Here is an 18,454-nt window from a genome sequence, read left to right as displayed (position 1 = left end):
TGTCGTCCTGGGCGGCGTCGGCGGGCGGGGGCCTGGCCGCGAGGCGCGGGCCGGAGGGCTGCGGCGCCGCGCTCAGCGAGCCGCTCGCGTGCCGTGTCCAGGGTGCCGAGCCGTCGGTCCGTGAGTGCACGGTGAGGGTGCGGGCGCCGGCTGTGTCGGGCGCGTCGACGACGACGCGGACCGTGACCGTCCCGTCCGCGGGCACGATGAGCGGGGCTTCCAGCGTGAGCTCCTCGACCGTGGTGGCGCCGGTCTCCTCGCCTGCCGCCAGGGCGAGTTCGACGAAGCCGGTGCCGGGGAGCAGGGCGACGCCGTGGACGGCGTGGTCCGGCAGCCAGGGGTGCAGGCCGGAGCCGAGGCGTCCGGTGAGGACGACCTGGTCCGTGCCGGGGACGGGTATGGACGCGGTGAGCAGCGGGTGTGCGATCGCGTCCAGGCCTGCGCCGCTGACGTCGTGTGCCGCGGTGCCGGCGTCGATCCAGAACCGGCGGTGCTGGAACGGGTAGGTGGGCAGCACCAGTTCGGGGTCGTCGGGAGCGCCGTCGAGTACGGCGGCCCAGTCGGGTTCGATGCCGGCGGTGAAAGCGGTGGCGAGGCCGGTCGTCAGCTCGGTGTGTTCGTCGCGGCGGGCGCGCTGGAGCGGGACGAAGACCGGGCCGTCGACGTCGGCGAGTGTCTCGCGGGCCAGCGCGGTCAGGGTGGCGTCGGGGCCGACCTCGACGAAGCGGGTCACGCCGGACTCGTACAGGGCCGTGACGCCGTCGGCGAAGCGGACGGTCCGGCGGGCGTGCTCGACCCAGTGCTGCGGGTCGGTGAGCTCGCCGGGTTCGGCCGGCCGGCCGGTGACGTCGGAGATGACCGGCAGGTCGGGTTCGCGGTAGTCGATGCTCCGGGCGACCTCGGCGAAGTCGGCGAGCATCGGCTCCATCATCGCGGAGTGGAAGGCGTGGGAGACGGGGAGCCGTTTGTGCCGGACGCCGTCCGCCACTGCTCGCTCGGCGGCCTGGAGGAGGGCGGGTTCGGGGCCGGAGACGACGGCGGAGGTCGGCGAGTTGACCGCGGCGACGTCCAGCTGGAGGCCCTTGATCAGCTGCTCGGCGTGTGCTTCGGCGGTGTTCAGCGCGAGCATGCCGCCGCCGGGCAGGGCCTGCATGAGCCGGCCCCGCGCGGCGACCAGCCGGGCGGCCGAGTGCAGGTCGAGGACACCGGCGACGTGGGCCGCGGCCAGGGCGCCGACGGAGTGGCCGAGTACGGCGTCCGGGCGCAGGCCCCAGTGCCGGAGCGCGCCGGCCAGTCCGCTCTGGAGGGCGAACAGCGCGGGCTGTGTCCACTCCGTCCGGTCGAGGTCGCCGCTGTCGCTGTCGCCCCAAATGACGTCTCGCAGGGGCGAGTCGAGGTGCGGGTCGAGGGCGGCGCAGGCCTCGTCGAAGGCCTCCCGGAAGGGTGCGCAGCGCGCGTGCAGACCGCGGCCCATCCCGGCCCACTGGGAGCCCTGGCCGGTGAACAGCCAGCCGACGCGGCCGGTTCGCGCATGGCCGATGACTGCGGCCCGCCCGTCGGCGATCTCGCGCAGCCCGGCGAGCAGCGTGGCCCGGTCGGCGCCGATGACGGCGGCGCGGTGCGGGTGGGCGGTGCGGGCGAGGGCGAGTTTGCGTGCCACCGCGGCCGGGACGACGGTGTCGTCGTCCGCGAGTGCGGCGTGCAGCCGCGTCGCCTGGTCGCTCAGGGCCTGCCCGGTGCGCGCGGACAGCAGCCAGGGGACGGGCGTGGCCGGGGCCTCGGCGGCGGGCGCGGGGGCCGGTTCGCTCCCGGCGGGCGCGGGGGCAGGTTCGGCCGACTCCAGGATGACGTGGGCGTTGGTGCCGCTGACACCGAAGGACGACACGGCGGCCCGGCGCGGGCGCCGCACCTGCGGCCAGGGCCGGGACTCGGCCAGCAGCTCGACCCTGCCCGCGCTCCAGTCGACCTGTGTCGACGGGGCGTCCACGTGCAGGGTGGCGGGCAGGATGCCCGCGCGCATGGCGAGCACCATCTTCATGACGCCGGCGACGCCCGCCGCGGCCTGCGCGTGCCCGATGTTGGACTTGATCGAGCCGAGATACAGCGGCTCGCCGGAGTGGTCCTGGCCGTAGGTGGCGAGCAGGGCCTGGGCCTCGATGGGGTCGCCGAGCCGGGTGCCGGTGCCGTGGCCCTCGACGGCGTCGATGTCGGCGGGGCCGAGCCTGGCGGCGGCCAGTGCCTGCTGGATCACCCGCTGCTGGGACGGGCCGTTGGGGGCGGTGAGCCCGTTGGACGCGCCGTCCTGGTTGACGGCGGAGCCCCGGATGACAGCCAGCACCGGACGGTTGTTCCGGCGGGCGTCCGAGAGCCGTTCGAGGAGCAGCATCCCGGCGCCCTCGCCCCAGCCGGTGCCGTCGGCGGCGTCGGCGAACGACTTGCACCGGCCGTCGGCGGCCAGCCCCCGCTGAAGGCTGAAGTCGGTGAACGTCTCGGGTGTGGCCATCACGGTGACGCCGCCGGCCAGCGCGAGCGTGCACTCGCCGCGGCGCAGCGCCTGCATCGCCCAGTGCAGGGCGACCAATGAAGACGAGCAGGCGGTGTCGACGGAGACGGCGGGGCCCTCCAGGCCCAGGACGTAGGCGACGCGGCCGGAGGCGACGCTGGCCGAGCTGCCGTTGGTCAGGTACGGCGCGAGGTCCTCGGGTATCTCCCGCAGACGGCTGGCCCAGTCGTGGTACATGACGCCGGCGAAGACACCGGTGCGGCTGCCGTGCAGGGTGCTGGGGTCGATGCCGGCGCGCTCGATCGACTCCCAGGCGGTCTCCAGCAGCAACCGTTGCTGCGGGTCCGTGGCCACGGCCTCGCGGGGGCTGATCCCGAAGAAGTCGGCGTCGAAGTCGGCGGCGTCGTGGAGGAAGCCGCCCTCGCGGACGTAGGTCTTGCCGGTGCGGCCGACCTCGGGGTCGTACAGCTCGGCGGTGTCCCAGCCCCGGTTCACCGGGAACGGCGAGATGCCGTCGGCGCCTTGGGCCACGAGGTTCCAGAGTTCCTCGGGGGTGGACACGCCGCCGGGGTAGCGGCAGGCCATGCCGACGATGGCGATCGGGTCGTCGTCGCCGCCGAGCAGGCCGGATGTCGGCGCCTGGGCGGCGGCGTCGGCCGCGGCGGCCGGTGCCAGCACGGCCAGGACATGGTCGGCCAGCGCCGCCGGTGTCGGGTAGTCGAAGATCAGCGAGGACGGCAGGCGGAGGCCCGTCGCGGTGTTGAGGGCGTTGCGCAGTTCGATGGCGCCGAGTGAGTCGAAGCCGACCTCGCTGAACGGGCGACGGGGGTCGATCTCGCTGCTCTGCTCGTGTCCCAGTACGGCGGCGGCGTGCCGTGTCACCACGTCGAGTACGTGCGACTGCCGGTCCCGCTCGGCGAGGGCGGCGAGGCGGCGCGCGAGTTCGCCGCCCGCGGCGCCGGTGCCCGCCGCGGCGGCGCGCCGCTGCCGGGGGACGAGGGTGCCGAGCACGGACGGCAGCGGGCCGGTGCGTGTCCGCAGGGCGGGGAGGTCGAGCTGGATCGGCAGCATCGTCGCGGTGTCGCGGGTGAGTGCGTCGTCGAACAGGGCCAGGCTCTGTTCGGCGGTGAGCGCGGTCACGCCGGAGCGCTGCGAGCGGCGCAGGGTGACCTCGTCGAGGCGGCCGCCCATGCCCTCTTCGCCGGCCCACAGCGCCCAGGCCAGCGAGGTGGCGGGCAGGCCGAGGGCACGGCGGTGCTCGGCGAGCTGGTCGAGGAAGGCGTTGGCGGCGGCGTAGTTGGACTGGCCGGCGGCGTCCATGGTGGCGGCGGCGGAGGAGAACAGCACAAAGGCGCTCAGGCCGATGTCACGGGTGAGTTCGTGCAGGTGCCAGGCGCCGTCGACCTTGGCGGCGAAGACGGTGTCGACGTCGGCCGCGGTGAGGGTGGTGACCGCGCCGTCGGCCACGACGCCCGCCGTGTGCACGACGCCGGTCAGGGGGTGGTCGGGGTCGATGCCGTCGAGCAGCCGGGCCACGGCGTCGCGGTCGCCGACGTCGCACGCCTCGACGCGCACCGTCGCCCCGGCCGCCCGCAGTTCGTCGGCGAACTCGGCCGCGCCCGGGGCGCGGTCGCCGGAGCGGCTGGTCAGCAGCAGGGAGCCGACGCCGTGCCGGGTGACCAGGTGGCGGGCGACCCGGCGGCCCAGTCCTCCGGTGCCGCCGGTGATCAGGACGGTCCCCTCCGACCAGGGCCGGGGACCGTCGGCGGGTGCGGGCATGCGCACCAGCCGGGGCGCGCTCGGCTCGCCGTCGCGGAGGGCGATCTGCTCCTCGGAGCGGTCGGGGCCGGTGGCCGCGGCCAGCGCGCCGAGCACCGACTCGGGGGTGGATCCCGGTTCGATGTCGAGGAGGAGGAACTTTCCCGGGTGTTCGGCCTGGGCCGCGCGGACCATGCCCCAGACCGGTGCGGCGGCCAGTCCGCCGACAGCGGCGGCCCCGGCCGCGGTGGCGTTCTCGGTGACGAGGACGAGGCGGGCAGTGCCCAGGTCGGCGGCGAGCGCGTCCTGGAGCAGGGCGAGTACGCGGGTGGTGGCGGCGCGGGCCGCCGCCGGGGTGGCGTCCGTTCCGGCGGGGACGAAGGCGAGGATGGCGTCGGGGACATCGGCGCCCGCGGCGAGGGCCTCGCGCAGCGCGGCGAGGTCCGCGTAGCGGTCGCCCGGGAGCGGCAGTGCCGGGGTGCCCAGCAGGGCTGTCCGCGGTGTGCCCGTCCCGGGGCGTACCTGCTCCCAGCGCACCCGGTACAGCGGCCGGGTGGGGCGCGCCGTCCCGAGGGGGCGCTCGACGACGGTCTCGACGGTGACGGCGGGGCTGCCGGTGCCGTCGGTCATGTCGGCGTGCAGGCCCGCCGCGCTGCGCGTCAGGCGGACGCGGAGCGAGGAGGTGCCGGGGGTGTGCACGGTGATGCCGTCGAGCGAGAAGGGGATGCGGGTACCGCCGTCGTCGGGGCCGGGCAGGAAGTCGGCGGCGTGGAAGGCGGAGTCCAGCAGGGCCGGGTGGATGAGGAACTCGTCGGCGCCTGCGCGTGCGGACTCGTCCAGCGCCACTTCGGCCAGGACCTGGTCGTCCAGCCGCCAGGCCGCGCGCAGGTTGCGGAAGGCCGGGCCGAAGCCGTAGCCGTCCTCGGCGCGGTCCGGGTAGAAGGCGCCGAGGTCGATCGGTTCGGCGCCGACGGGCGGCCAGGCCTCGGGGGCTCCGGTCGCGGCGTGCGCCGCGGGCCGCTCGGCGGCCACCGTGGCGCGGGCGTGCCGCACCCAGGTCTCCGAGGCGGCGTCGAAGCAGGACACCTGCACGTCCCGCCGCCCGTCCGGCCCGGGCGGGCCGACCCGGACCTGCACCGGGACGTCCGCGTCGTCGGGCAGCACCAGCGGTGCCTGGACGAGCAGTTCGTCGGCGCGGGGACAGTTCGCCGCCGCGCCGGCCCGCAGTACCATCTCCAGCCAGCCGGTGCTGGGCATGATCCGGTCCCCGGCGATGACGTGGTCGGCGAGCCAGCGCTGTGTCCGCACGGACAGCAGCCCGGTCAGCAGGGTGCCTTCGTCGTCGGCCAGGACGACCTGGGCCGAGAGCAACGGGTGCTTCAGCGGGGTGAGTCCCGCGCCGCTGACGTCGGGCGCGGTGCGTGCGGTGAGCCAGTAGCGGCGGCGCTGGAAGGCATAGGTGGGCAGGGGCACGGCCCGCAAGCCCGGGAACAGCCCGTCGCCGCTGACGGCCGCGCCGCGGACCCAGGCTTCGGCGACCGCGCCGAGCAGCTCGGTCTCCTCGTCGCGTCCGGCGCGCATGGCGGCCAGCGCGGCGACGCCGGCGGTGTCCGGCAGGCAGCCGGGAGTCAGGGCGGTGAGGACGGCGTCGGGGCCGACCTCCAGGTAGGTGGTCACTCCGGCGTCATCGAGGTGGCGTACGGCGTCGGCGAAGCGCACCGTACGCCGGACGTGCTCCACCCAGTAGTCTGCATCCGGCGCGACCGGCTCACCGGTCATCGTGGAGACGATCGGGATCTCGGGCTCTGCGTAGGTCATCGCCTCGGCGACGCGCCGGAAGTCGTCGAGCATCGGCTCCATCAGCGGCGAGTGGAAGGCGTGCGACACCCGCAGCCGCCGGGTGCGGCGTCCTCGCTCGGCGAAGTGCCGCTCGATGCGGGCCACTTCGTCCGCGGCGCCGGAGACGACCGTCGATGACGGGCCGTTGACGGCGCCGACGGAGACGGTGTCCCCGAGCAGCGGCAGCACCTCGTCCTCGGTCGCGGCGACGGCGGCCATCGCACCGCCCGCAGGGAGCTCCTGCATCAGCCGGCCGCGGGCGGCGACCAGCATGGCGGCGTCGGGGAGGGAGAGCACGCCGGCCACGTGCGCGGCGGCCAGTTCGCCGACCGAGTGCCCGGCGAGGAAGTCCGGGCGGACGCCCCACGACTCGAGCAGCCGGTAGAGGCTCACCTCCAGCGCGAACAGCGCGGGCTGCGCGTACTCGGTGGTGTCGAGCAGCCGTGCCGCGTCCGAGCCCTCGTCGGCGAAGACGATGTCGGCGATCGGCTGCTCAAGCAGCAGGTCGAGGTGGTCGGCGACGACATCGAAGTGGTGGGCGAACAGCGGGTACCGCCGGTGGAGCTGCCGGCCCATGCCCAGGCGCTGCGACGCCTGGCCGGTGAACAGCACCGCGAGGCCGCCCTCGGCGATCCGCCCCGTGGGCGCGTCCCCCGCCGCGAGTGCGGCGAGGCGCGACCGGGCCTGGTCCGGGTCGTCCGCGAGGATCACGGCGCGGTGCTCGAGCGCGGCGCGGGTGGTGGCGAGGGAGAAGCCCACGTCGGCGAGGTCCGGGTCCCCGGCCGGCCGCTCCGCCAGCCACGCGGACAGCCGGGCCGCTTGGCCGCGCAGGGCCGTCACGCTCTTCGCGCTCAGCAGCAGCGGCGTCGGCCCGGAGGCCTGCTGGTGCGGCGACGGCGCCGGGACGGCGGGCGGCTCCTCCAGGATGACGTGCGCGTTGGTTCCGCTGGCGCCGAAGGAGGAGACGCCGGCCCTGCGCGGCCGGTCGTCGTGCTGCTCCCAGGGCCGGGGCTGCACCAGCAACTGCACCGTTCCGGCCGACCAGTTCACGTGTGGTGTGGGGTTCTGCGCGTGCAAGGTGGCGGGCAGCACGCCGTGCCGCATGGCCATCGCCATCTTGACGACGCCGGCGACGCCCGCGGCCGCGCCGGTGTGACCGATGTTCGACTTGACCGACCCGAGCCACAGCGGCGCCTCGGCGCTGTGGTCGCGGCCGTAGGTCTCGAGAATCGCGCGGGCTTCGATGGGGTCGCCGAGCCTGGTGCCGGTGCCGTGCGCCTCGACGGCGTCCACCTGGGCTCCGGTGAGCCCGGCGTCGGCCAGGGCCTGCCGGACAACCTTGTTCTGGGCCAGCCCGCTGGGTGCGGTGATGCCGTTGCTGGCGCCGTCCTGGTTGATGGCGGAGCCGCGCACCACGGCGACGACGGGGTGACCCGCCCTCAGCGCGTCGTCGAGTCGCTCCAGCACGAGCATGCCGGAGCCCTCGGCGAAGGCGGTGCCGTCGGCCTCGGCGGCGAAGGCCTTGCATTTGCCGTCGGCGGCCAGGCCGCGCTGGCGGCTGAAAGTGGTGAACGTCCCGGGGCTGGAGATGACGGCGACGCCGCCGGCCAGGGCCAGGCCGCACTCGCCTCGGCGCAGCGACTGGACGGCGAGGTGCAGCGCCGTCAGTGAGCCGGAGCAGGCGGTGTCGACGGTGAGGGTCGGCCCCTCCAGGCCGAGGGTGTAGGCGATCCGGCCGGAGACGACGCTGGGCAGATTGCCGAGCAGCAGGTGGGCGTCCAGGCCGTCGGGCGCCTCGTGGGTGCGCGGGCCGTACTCGTGCGGTTCTACGCCGACGAAGACGCCCGAGCGGCTGCCGCGCAGGGTGGTCGGGTCGATCCCGGCGCGCTCCAGCGCCTCCCAGGCGGTCTCCAGGACCAGCCGCTGCTGCGGGTCCATGGCCAGGGCTTCCTTCGGGCCGATGCCGAAGAACTCCGCGTCGAAGTCGCCCGCGTCGGGCAGGAAGCCACCGTGCCGGACGTAGCTGGTGCGGGGTGCGTCGGGGTCGGGGTCGAAGAGCGCCTGCAGGTCCCAGCCGCGGTCCTCGGGGAACTCGCCCACGACGTGTTCGCCGCCGGCCACCACCCGCCACAGGTCCTCGGGCGAGCCGATTCCGGGGTAGCGGCAGCCGATGCCCACGATCGCGATCGGCTCGTCGTCGCGGGCCGTGTGCGGCACCGGCTCCGGGGCCTCGTCCGGTGTGCCGAGGAGCCGCGCCCTGAGATAGCGCACCAGCAGGGCGGGCGTCGGGTACTCGAAGCCGACGGTGACGGGCAGTTCGAGTCCTGTCTCCGCGACCAGCCGCGCGTGCAGCTCGACAAGGCCCAGCGAGTCGAGCGCGAGGTCGCGGAAGGGCCTGTCCAGATCGATGTCACTGTCGGCCTCCGGGTCCGTCCGGAGCCGGAGGCCGTGCAGCTGCTCGCGGAGCAGCCGGGTCAGCGAGCGGGTGAGCTCCGCGCCCGTCGGCGGGGCCGGCTGCGGGGTGGCGGCGCCGTGCTCCGCGTCGGTACCGGCGCCGTCTGCGGGGGTCACTGGACAATCACCTGAACACCTCGGGTTTCTGCGGAAAGACAGGTGCGTCTTGCGCCTCGACGGTAGCTTTCGGCCGGTATCCGCCCCACCCCTGCGAATAGGGCGACTCCCCCTATGCCCTGCCGGGATCAAGGGGATCCGGGGGTCGGTTGCTTCAGGAACCGGAGGTCGGCGCGCGGCACCGCGCACCGCCCCGTGGCCGGGGCCGGGGAATCCGGCGTGAATGACGTACGAATTCAGCGGGGAATACCGGCCAGCAAAGCGCGGCGGTCGGCCTTGCCATTGCCGGTGAGCGGAATTTCGTCTACGAAGTGGATGCTCTGCGGGAGCATGTACGAGGGAAGCGAGTCGGCGCAGTAGGAGCGCAGTCCGGCCGCTGTCGCGCTTTCCCCGGCGGCGCCGTCCTTGCGGACCAGGAAGGCGCTCAGCACCGGTTCGGCACCGGCCTGCTCGTCGAGGGTGACCACGGCCGAGGCGACGCCTTCGTGCTGCTGCAGCCGGCGTTCGATCTCGCCCAGCTCGACCCGGTTGCCGCGCACCTGGACCTGGGAGTCGACGCGCCCGCAGAAGTAGAGCTCGCCCTCGGGGCCGCGGTAGGCCAGGTCTCCGGTCCGGAGGACGAGCTGGCCGGAGGCGGGGGCGAAGGGGTCGGGGACGAGCGCTGCGGCCGTTGCCACCGGGTCGTTCCAGTAGCCGCTGAACAGCGCCGGGCTGCGCAGATAAATCTGGCCGGTCACCCCGGGCTCGGTCACCGGCAGGCCGGCGTCGTCTATCAGGGTCATCTCCGCGCCGGGGTGTGCCCGGCCGATGGACAGCCGGTCCAGCGTCCCGGGGACGGGGTTGGGCACCGCGGTGAGGGACGCCGCCATCGACTCGGTCGCGCCGTAACCGTTGACGACCTGTACCTGCGGCAGCAGTTCGGACAGCCGGCGCAGCTCCGGCAGGGGGAAGTCCTCGCCCGAGAAGACGATTCGGCGCAGCGAGCGCATCCGGGCCAGGTCGGCAGCGGCGGTACGCAGGACGGGCCGCCAGATGGAGGGGACTCCGTGCACCTGGCTGACCTCGGCCTCGGCCAGGAACTCCAGGAAGCGGCGGGGCCAGCCGAGTTCCTCCCGCGGCACCGGGACGATGGTCGCTCCGCAGCCCAGCGCCATTCCCGTGTCGACGAGCGAGAAGTCGAACTGCAGCGGTGAGGTGGTCGCGACCCGGTCGCCGGGGGCGACGAAGCCGAGCCGTCGTACGCCGCGCAGGAAGGCGAGCACTCCCCGGTGCGTCATCACCACGCCCTTGGGGCGGCCGGTGGTCCCGGAGGTGAAGATGATGTAGACGGGGTCGGTGGGTACGACGCCGGCGCGTACGCGCGGTCCGGTCCGCGGTGCCCGCTCGACGATCAGTCCGGCGTCCCCGAAGCGGCCGGTGCCGACGGTGGCGGGCAGTCCATCACGCAGGCCCTCGCCGTACTGCAGGAACAGCGCGGGCCGCGCGCTGTCGACGATCAGCGCGAGCCGCTCGCCGGGCATGTCCGGAGACACGGGGATGAACGGCAGGCCGAGTGTCGCGCAGGCCAGCAGCACGGCGACGGCCGCCGAGCAGTGGTTGGACTGCACGACCACCCGGTCGCCGACGTCGAGGCCCAGCTCGTCCAGGGCGCCGACGCAGTCGTCCACCAGGCGTTCGAGCTCGGCATAGCTCCAGGTGCGCAGGCCGCCGTCTGCTGCGCGTTCGACGAGCGCCGGGGCGTGCGGCGTGGTGGCGGCGGCGGCGAGCAGGTAGCCGCGCAGGTTGTCGTTCTCGTCGGTCGCGCAGGCGAAGCGGGGCGATTGCGGAGGCTGCGGCGTCACGGGTTCTCCTGTCGGCGAGTGGGCATGCCGGTGTCCCGCGCTGAATTCCGCGGCACCGTTCCACGCGCTTGAAGCTAATCAATCCGAGGCGTCGCCACAGGTGCTTTTCGGCCTCTTGCAAGCGGTTACCCGGGCTTAGGGGACGCTAGGGGTTCTGCGCTCGAACGGGTGACAGGAAACTCGGCAGGACCACACGTGAGCGGCTGGTCGAGCCGTGAGCATGGAGCGAATCGGCCGCCTGGAGGAGATATGGATAACGGCGACGCGAGCACCACCGCGATTGTGTTTCCCGGGATCAGTGACATGGCATATGCCGATCTCGCGAAATTCCTGATGCTGAACAAATCAGCCAGGGCACTCGTCGGTGAAGCGAGTGAAATTCTCGGCTACCACCTGCTGGACCGGTACAAGGCCGACGACGGGCGTTTCACCGAAAGTTCCCGGGTGTCCTTTCTGGTGGGCTGCCTGGCGCTGGCCCGTGACGCCGAGCAGCGGTCGGGGCTGCGGCCGGACGTCGTCGTCGGGCCGAGCTTCGGCGGCATGCCTGCGGCCGTGTACGCCGGGGCGGTGGGCTTCGCCGACGCGGTGCGGATGACGGCGGGGTGGGGCGCCTGCGTCGAGCGGTACTTCGCCGGGCAGTACGCCGACACCGTCTCGCAGTCCTGCGCCCGGATCCCCGAGGCGGAAGTGGAAGGGGTGCTCGCGCAGCTCAGGGAAGACGGCGAGTGGCACGACGTCGCCTGCTACGTCGACACGGACTTCGTCATCGTCTCGGTGCGCGACGAGCGGCTTCCCTGGCTGGTGGAGCAGTTGCGTGCGCGCGGCGGCCTGCCGCTGGCCACCATGCGCCCGCCCATGCACTCGCCGTCCTTCGGCGCACTCCGCGAGGAGGTGGCCGACGAGGTGTTCGCGCGCCTGGTCTTCACCGACCCCGTACTGCCGATGGTCGACGATCATGACGGCACCGCGGTGGAAACGGCGGAGCAGGTACGGGAGATGGTGCTCGACGGCATCGTGGCGCCGGTCCGCTGGCCGAGCGTGGTGGCGGCACTGCGGGCCCGGGGCGTGACCGAGCTGGTGGTCGCCGGCCAGGACAGCCTCTGGGGGCGCGTCCGGTGCAGCACCGACAACTTCGCGGTGACGACGCTGACGCCCCGGCGCGCTCTGGTGCCGCCGGCCCGCCGACTGCCGGCAGCCACAAGGTGACCGCGATGCGGGCGATCGTGAGCACACTCGCGCCGCGCTCATGCCGGCGCCCGCACCTCGGCAAGGGTCTGCCAGAGCAGCGCCGGCGTGGCGAAGCGCTCCATGCTCATGGCGTCGTTGCTGAAGCGCACGCCGTAGGCGGACTCGAGCGCTGCCAGCAGCTCGACGGTCGCCATGGAGTCGAGCCCCAGATCCTTCAGGGGCAGGTCTTCGGTGAGCGGCTCGTCCGGCCCGATGAACGGGGTGTGCCGGCGAAGCAACTGCTCGAACTCGGAATCCCACACGGTCGGGCCCTTCCTGCTCGGCGAACTCGGCGTCAACCTAAGGGCGCCCCGCGATCGGCAACAACCCCTAACCCTGGCAGGAGTCCACGATGATCGAGCCGGTTCCGGACGCCGGGGTGCATCACCGATTCCTCGCCGGGCTGCGCGTGGCTCCCGACCGGCCCGCGCTGCACCTCGGTGCCGGGGAGCACTACACCTACCGTGAGCTGCACGCCACGGCGCTGCAGTGGGCCGGCACCCTCACCCGTCGCCTTTCCGGCCGCCCGCGGCGGATTGCCGTGCTGGCCGGCAAGAACCACACCGGTTACGCCGGGGTGCTCGCCGCGCTGTACACCGGAGCGGCTGCCGTCCCGCTGCATGTGGCGTGGCCGGCCGGGCAGATCGGGCAGATGCTCCGGGCGGCGCAGGTGGACGCGGTGATCGCCGATCCGGACGGGCTGGCCACGGTGCGCGAGACGGGGCTGGACCTGCCGGTGCTGTGCCCGGCACTGGGCGGCGACGGCGACGTGTCCTCCGACCGCCTGCTGGCCCTCGATCCCGCGGACGCGCTGGGGCATCCCGCCGCCGCCGACCCCGCCGACGTCGCCTACGTGCTGTTCACCTCGGGCTCGACCGGGCGGCCCAAGGGGGTGCCGCTGACGCACGCCAACTACCGGCACTACTTCGCGGTGGTCGACGCACGCTACGACTTCGGCGTGGGTGACGGCTTCGCCCAGACCGTCGAGCTGAACTTCGACTGCGCCATCTTCGACCTGTTCTGCGCCTGGGGCTCGGGCGCCTGCGTGCACCCCGTCCCGCCGACGGCCTACCTCGACCTGCCGGCGTTCGTCCGCGAGCGCAGGGTCACCGTGTGGTTCTCCACGCCGAGCGCCATCGCGCTGGTCCGGCGTACCGGCGGGCTGGTACCCGGCTCGATGCCGGGCCTGCGCTGGAGTTTCTTCGCGGGCGAGGCGCTGCGTTGCGGCGACGCCGAGGAATGGCAGCTGGCGGCGGACCACAGCATCATCGAGAACCTCTACGGCCCGACCGAGCTGACCATCACGGTGAGCGCCCATCGGTGGTCGAGCCAGGTCTCCACCGAACTGGCGGTCAACGGGGTGGTCCCGATCGGCGCCGTCCACGAGGGGCACCTGGCCCGCATGATGGGCGACGACGGCCGGGAGAGCCTCCGGACCGGCGAACTGTGCATCAGCGGGCCGCAGTTGACCCCCGGCTATCTCGACCCGGCCGACGGGGCGGGGCGGTTCTTCGTCTCGGACGGACGTACCTGGTACCGGACGGGCGACCGCGTGGTCCGCTCGGCCGACCAGTACAGCTACGTGGGGCGGCTGGACTCGCAGGTGCAGCTCAAAGGGCTGCGCGTCGAGCTGGCGGAGGTCGACAACGCGGTGCGCTCCTGCCCGGGGGTGAGCGACGCGGTCGCGTTGCCGCGGCCGGCCGACACCTCCCAGGAGCTGGTCGTCTTCTACACCGGTGAGTGGGTCACCCCGTCGACGCTGGTCAAGCACCTCCAGCATCTGCTGCCCGGCGGTGCGCTGCCACGCGAGTACCGGCACCTCGACGAGTTCCCGCTCAACTCGAACAAGAAGATCGACCGCAAGACGCTGGCCCTGCAGGCCCAGCTTCCCCTCAGGACTGAGGGGATGTAGGACGCGCGCGGTCCTTCATCGCCTCGCGTTCCGCGATCCGGACGCCGATGCCGTCGAGGACCACCCGCAGGCCGAAGGCCGGGCCGTTGTCGTCGGACGGGTCGAACGCGCCGGAGGTCATGGCCTCCAGCAGCGCCGGGTAGCGGTCGCTGTGCTTGCGTACCAGGTCGGCGACGGTGGCACCCCAGTGCTCGTTCGAGATATCGGTGGCGTGGCCGGCCGGGCTGTTGGCGGCGTACTGCACCCAGCTGCGCACGTGTCCATTGACGGCGACGACGGCGTCGGTCTTCTCGCTGCCGCTCAGGGCCGTCCCGCCGAGGGCCGACACGGCGGCTTCCAGCCAGCCGAGCTCGTTGGGACCCATCGCCCGGCCGAACGTCGCGGCCAGCACGGCCCAGGGGTGGTCGTTGAGGACCATGAAGTAGCAGTGCGCCCACACCTCGAGCTTGGCGCGCCAGTCGCCGATGGAGTCCGAGAGGACCGGCGGCTCCCCGAGCGCCGCGTCGATCATGATGCTCACCAGCTCGTTCTTGCCGGGCAGATAGCGGTACAGCGACATCGTGCTGAAACCGAGCTCCCCGGCCACGCGCTGCATGGACAGCGCGGAGAAGCCCTCCGTGTCGGCGATCTCGATGGCGCACTCCACGATGCGCCCGACGGTCAGCGCCGGCTTGGGCCCGCGGGCCGAGCGGCTCTGGTCGCCCCAAAGGAGCTCCAGAGTCCGCGAGAAGTCGTCAGTTCCATCCGTTTTCGCCACAAGTGCCCCAGTTGTCGAATGCGAGGCGATTGACCACCCCGCGCTTCTGTGTATAGCCTACACAAGTGAGTACGGCATACACAGTTACCGCCCTCGTAGACCGGAGACTATTCTGATGGTTACCTCTCCAACCGCTGTCCACTTGGGCGCGCCGCCGCAACTCGGCGGCCGCCGCTGGGTCGCCCTCGTGGTGATCTGCATGGCGGCGCTGCTGTTGAGCGTCGACCTCACCGTCCTGCAGCTGGCCATTCCCTCGCTCATCAAAGACCTCCACCCCACGTCCAGCCAGACGCTCTGGATCGCGGATGTCTACGGTCTGACACTCTCCGGCCTCCTCGTCACCATGGGCAGCTTCGGCGACCGGATCGGCCGCAAGAAGCTGCTGCTGGCCGGCTCGTTCTCGTTCGCCGCGGCCTCCGTGCTGTGCGCCTACGCGGACTCACCGGGCTGGCTCATCTTCGGCCGGGCGCTGCTCGGTGTCGCCGGCGCGACTGTGTACCCGACCACCCTCTCCATCATCCGCAACATCTTCACCGACCCCAAGGAGCGGACCACCGCCGTCGGCATCTGGGCCGCCATGATCAGCGGCGGCATGGCGATCGGTCCGGTCATCGGCGGCCCCCTGCTCAACAACTTCTGGTGGGGCTCGGTCTTCCTGATCAACGTCCCCATCATGGTGCTGCTGTTCTCGGTGGCGGTCTTCGTCGTCCCCGAGTCCCGCAGCCCGCTGCCCGGGCGCATCGACCCGGTCAGCGTGGTCCTCTCGATCGTCGGCATCGTCGGAATCGTCTACGCCATTCAGGAGTCGGTGCACGACGGGTTCACCGACAAGCGGGTGCTGGCCGCCACGGTCATCGGCGTCGTCGCGCTGCTGGTCTTCGGCCTCAAGCAGGTCCGCATGGAGCACCCGCTGATCGACGTCAAGCTCTTCCGCAACATGGCGTTCTCCGGCGCGGTCGCGGCCAACACCTTCGCCCTGTTCGCCTTCATCGGGACGACGTTGCTGCTCAGCCAGTACTTCCAGCTGGTGCATCAATGGTCGCCGCTGAAGTCGGGCCTCGCGATGCTGCCCCCGGCCGGTGCGGCCATCCTCATCGCCCCGGTGATCGGGATGCTGGTGCCGAAGATCGGCCGGGCCAAGCTCTCCTGCTTCGGACTGGCCGTCGGCGCGGGGGCGATGGTCTTCTACAGCACGCTGGAGGTCGACACCAGCTACGGCATCGTCATCATCCCGATCATTCTGCAGGGGATCGGCGCCGTGTCGACGTTCACCGTCACCTCGGACACCATCGTCAACAGCGCGCCCAAGGAACGCTCCGGCGCCGCGGCCGCGCTCGCCACCACAGCAGCCGAACTCGGCGGCGCGCTCGGCATGGCAGTGCTCGGCACCATCCTCAACAACCGCTACCAGCACACGCTCACCCTCCCCGAGGGCACCCCGGCGTCCATCGCCGCGGCGGCGAAGGACTCCCTCGGCGGCGCTCTCGAAGCCACGGCCGCGGCACCCGGGCAGCTGGCCTCCGCCATCGTCGACGCGGCCGACGATGCCTTCATGCGGGGCCTGCACTCCGCCGTGCTGCTCAACGTGGTGATCCTCGGCGCGGTCGCGATCGCGGCGCTGATCACACTGCGCCACGCCCCGGCCTCCTACCCCGAGGACTTCGAGGAGGAGTTCCCCGGCCTCAGCGAGTACCTCGCACACCACCCGGAGGAGGCGGCCGCGCTCAACGTCAGCGGCGCCGTGAAGGGCGCCGACGGCACCACGGCGGTCCCCGCCCCCACCGCCCACCGCACCGACGTCCGCACGGACGCCGACACACAGCGGGGCAGCTGAGCCAGGGCTGACCGAGCAAGGCGTCCCCGACAGCCCGAGGGCCCACGGCGTCCCCGACACCGACGACACAGAAAGCGCGGAACCCATGCCTGTAGGTCGAGTAGTGAGTTTCGACAGCGTTCGCGGTTACGGCTTCGTCAGCCACCCCTCCGGCGAGGACGCCTTCATGCACGCGAACGACATCCTCTGCGACCGGTACCTCATCGCCCCCGGCATGCCGGTCCAGTTCGAGGACACCGAGAGCGAGCGGGGCCTCAAGGCCGTCAATGTCCGTCTCCTCGACCAGATGCCGTCCGCCGAGGCCGACGGGGCACACCCCGCCGGCCCGGCGACCGACTCCACGGCCGGGATGACGACGTCGGCCGAGCTCCTCCAGGAGTTCACAGACGTCATCATCTCGGAAGCTCCGTCGGTGACCGCGGCGCAGATCTCCCAGTTGCGCCAACGGCTGCTGGCCACGGCCCGAAGCCACGGCTGGGTGCACGACTGACCTACCTGGCGCACCGGTCGGCGCAAGGTCTGGGGCCCTGCCCCGGGCGCCCCCGGACGGCCCCTAGGTCTGCGCCGACCGGGAATCTAGGGGTCGTCCGCTTTGCGGAGCCCTGGCTATAAAGGACCCCGCGGCGCGCGCACTCGACGCGGCTGCGCCGCCGTCCAATTCGCAGTAGTGCACCGCCGCGCAAACGCAAACTCTTTCAGTGCCTACGGAGGCGAATCATGGGCCGGGTCGATGGCAAGGTCGTCGCAATAACCGGAGCCGCCCGCGGCCAGGGGCGCAGCCACGCGCTACGGCTGGCCGAGGAGGGGGCGGACATCGTCGCGCTCGACATCTGCCGGGAAATCCCGGTCGCCGACTACGGGATGGCGTCCGGCACGGACCTCGAGGAGACCGCGGAGCTGGTCAGAAAGACCGGACGGCGCGCCGTGGTCAAGCAGGTCGACGTCCGCGACCGTCCCGCGCTCGACCGGGCCTTCACCGAGGCGGTGGAGGAGCTGGGCCGGCTCGATGTCGTCGTCGCCAACGCGGGTATCAGCCCGGTCGGTATGAACCGCCCGTTGAGCGCGTTCACCGAGACCATCGACGTCAACCTGCTCGGCTCGATCTCCACCGTCCACGCCGCGCTCCCGCATCTTGCCGACGGCTCGTCCATCATCGTGATGGGCTCGGTCGCCGGTCTGGCCCCGGAGCTCGCGGGCAACGGCGTTGCCGGGCCCGGCGGGTACGGCTACAGCTTCTCCAAGAAGACGCTCATCGACTACGTCAACTGGCTCGCCGTGCAGCTCGCCCCGAAGGGCACCCGCGTCAACGCGGTCCACCCGGGCAACGTCGCCACCCGGATGGTGCAGAACGAGTCCACGTACCGCACCTACCGGCCCGACCTCGAGAACCCCACCGAGGCCGACGCCGAGGTGCTCTTCAGGAACTTCCACGCCATGGGTGTTCCGCTGCTGGATCCGATCGACATCTCCCACGCCGTGGTCTACCTGGCCTCGGACGAATCGCGGTACCTCACCGGCGTACAGCTCAAGATCGACGCCGGCGCCCTGGCTCAGCGGGAGATCCAGCGCTGAGCCGCCCAGGGCGGGTACCCGTCAGCCCCACCCGGCCCTGCCGGGCCACTCACCAACCTATGGAGAACCCATGAGCAACATCGACGGCAAGTGGTCCATCACCATTGCCTCGCCCATCGGCCCGCAGCACGGCACCGTGGACATCACACGGACCGGCGCCGCGCTCAGCGGCACCGCGACCGCCATGGGCAGCACGGTGGTCATCGAAGACGGGCGACTGGAGGGCGACCGGGCGCAGTTCACCATCAACATGGAGCGCCCGATGCCCATGAAGATGGACTTCGACCTGATCGTCGCCGGCGACTCGCTGACCGGGGGGACCATCGCGGGCACCTTCGGCCGGCTGCCGGTCACGGGTCAGCGCGACTGACCCGGCCGCGGCGCCGTCAGGGCGCGGGCGCCGACTCGGCGGTGCCCCGGCGTCCTGCGTACGCAGCGGCTCCCCGCTGAGCCCGAGATCCCCCCGGCCACTGTCGTGTACGCGCGCCCGCCCCCGCCGCGCGATACAGGTGACGCGGTGGCCGGGGCACCGCACCGCGTGGGCCACGAGGCCGTGGTGACCGCGGGGTGCGGAGCGGATCCGGGAGGCTGGGCACCCCCGTCCCAGCCTCCCGGCGTCCGTGGCACATGACGAACCACG

General features: G+C 72.7%; 10 protein-coding genes. 6 read left to right on the top strand and 4 right to left on the bottom strand.

All coding sequences use genetic code 11. The annotated features are described in order from the left end of the window. Together ACWDZ6_RS14785 and ACWDZ6_RS14780 are read right to left on the bottom strand one after the other, a co-directional pair. Positions 1 to 8,671 (bottom strand): SDR family NAD(P)-dependent oxidoreductase (locus ACWDZ6_RS14785; RefSeq protein ID WP_451503138.1); only part of this gene is annotated, 8,671 nt, incomplete at its 3' end. Positions 8,672 to 8,907: 236 nt separating this feature from the next. Then, on the bottom strand, positions 8,908 to 10,512 hold the full coding sequence (locus tag ACWDZ6_RS14780) for an AMP-binding protein (protein ID WP_451503137.1): 1,605 nt from the start codon (positions 10,510 to 10,512) through the stop codon (positions 8,908 to 8,910). A gap of 303 nt (positions 10,513 to 10,815) precedes the next feature. Between ACWDZ6_RS14780 and ACWDZ6_RS14775 the strand changes: the two genes are divergently transcribed. Then, on the top strand, positions 10,816 to 11,718 hold the full coding sequence (locus ACWDZ6_RS14775) for an ACP S-malonyltransferase (RefSeq protein ID WP_451503136.1): 903 nt from the start codon (positions 10,816 to 10,818) through the stop codon (positions 11,716 to 11,718). A gap of 38 nt (positions 11,719 to 11,756) precedes the next feature. Here the strand turns inward: ACWDZ6_RS14775 and ACWDZ6_RS14770 are convergent, their stop codons facing one another. Next, positions 11,757 to 12,002, bottom strand: coding sequence for an acyl carrier protein (locus ACWDZ6_RS14770; RefSeq protein ID WP_326653209.1), 246 nt, complete (start codon positions 12,000 to 12,002; stop codon positions 11,757 to 11,759). 89 nt (positions 12,003 to 12,091) lie between these two features. Here ACWDZ6_RS14770 and ACWDZ6_RS14765 point away from each other — a divergent pair, with 89 nt between their 5' ends. Next, positions 12,092 to 13,651 carry an AMP-binding protein gene (locus ACWDZ6_RS14765; protein ID WP_451503135.1) on the top strand — a complete coding sequence of 520 codons (1,560 nt, stop codon included), beginning with the start codon at positions 12,092 to 12,094 and terminating at the stop codon, positions 13,649 to 13,651. Here the strand turns inward: ACWDZ6_RS14765 and ACWDZ6_RS14760 are convergent. After that, complete coding sequence (locus ACWDZ6_RS14760) at positions 13,632 to 14,408, bottom strand: TetR/AcrR family transcriptional regulator (RefSeq protein WP_351446988.1); 777 nt, start codon at positions 14,406 to 14,408, stop codon at positions 13,632 to 13,634. The two genes, ACWDZ6_RS14765 and ACWDZ6_RS14760, sit on opposite strands and share 20 nt — an antisense overlap. Positions 14,409 to 14,523: 115 nt before the next feature. Here ACWDZ6_RS14760 and ACWDZ6_RS14755 point away from each other — a divergent pair, with 115 nt between their 5' ends. The 4 genes from ACWDZ6_RS14755 (at position 14,524) to ACWDZ6_RS14740 (ending at position 18,184) form a co-directional block, all read left to right on the top strand. Further along, the gene (locus tag ACWDZ6_RS14755; protein ID WP_389181794.1) at positions 14,524 to 16,242 is read left to right on the top strand and encodes a DHA2 family efflux MFS transporter permease subunit; all 1,719 of its coding nucleotides are present in this window, start codon (positions 14,524 to 14,526) and stop codon (positions 16,240 to 16,242) included. Positions 16,243 to 16,345: 103 nt separating this feature from the next. After that, positions 16,346 to 16,732, top strand: a complete 387-nt coding sequence (locus ACWDZ6_RS14750) for a cold-shock protein (protein ID WP_451503134.1) — start codon at positions 16,346 to 16,348, stop codon at positions 16,730 to 16,732. A 227-nt stretch (positions 16,733 to 16,959) separates the two neighbouring features. Next, positions 16,960 to 17,814 carry a mycofactocin-coupled SDR family oxidoreductase gene (locus ACWDZ6_RS14745; protein WP_351446997.1) on the top strand — a complete coding sequence of 285 codons (855 nt, stop codon included), beginning with the start codon at positions 16,960 to 16,962 and terminating at the stop codon, positions 17,812 to 17,814. A gap of 70 nt (positions 17,815 to 17,884) precedes the next feature. After that, complete coding sequence (locus tag ACWDZ6_RS14740) at positions 17,885 to 18,184, top strand: hypothetical protein (protein WP_326653202.1); 300 nt, start codon at positions 17,885 to 17,887, stop codon at positions 18,182 to 18,184. The last annotated feature ends 270 nt before the right edge of the window (positions 18,185 to 18,454 follow it).

The organism is Streptomyces sp. NPDC002926, from assembly GCF_053591755.1.
The sequence above is the reverse complement of the archived record's forward strand: the minus strand, read 5'-3'. Positions and strand labels throughout refer to the sequence as shown.

Bases quoted from the DNA above. Each gene is read 5' to 3' on its own strand.
- ACWDZ6_RS14765 (WP_451503135.1), top strand. From the start codon at position 12,092: ATGATCGAGCCGGTTCCGGACGCCGGGGTGCATCACCGATTCCTCGCC.
- ACWDZ6_RS14745 (WP_351446997.1), top strand. From the start codon at position 16,960: ATGGGCCGGGTCGATGGCAAGGTCGTCGCAATAACCGGAGCCGCCCGC.
- ACWDZ6_RS14775 (WP_451503136.1), top strand. From the start codon at position 10,816: ATGGCATATGCCGATCTCGCGAAATTCCTGATGCTGAACAAATCAGCC.
- ACWDZ6_RS14740 (WP_326653202.1), top strand. From the start codon at position 17,885: ATGAGCAACATCGACGGCAAGTGGTCCATCACCATTGCCTCGCCCATC.
- ACWDZ6_RS14755 (WP_389181794.1), top strand. From the start codon at position 14,524: ATGGTTACCTCTCCAACCGCTGTCCACTTGGGCGCGCCGCCGCAACTC.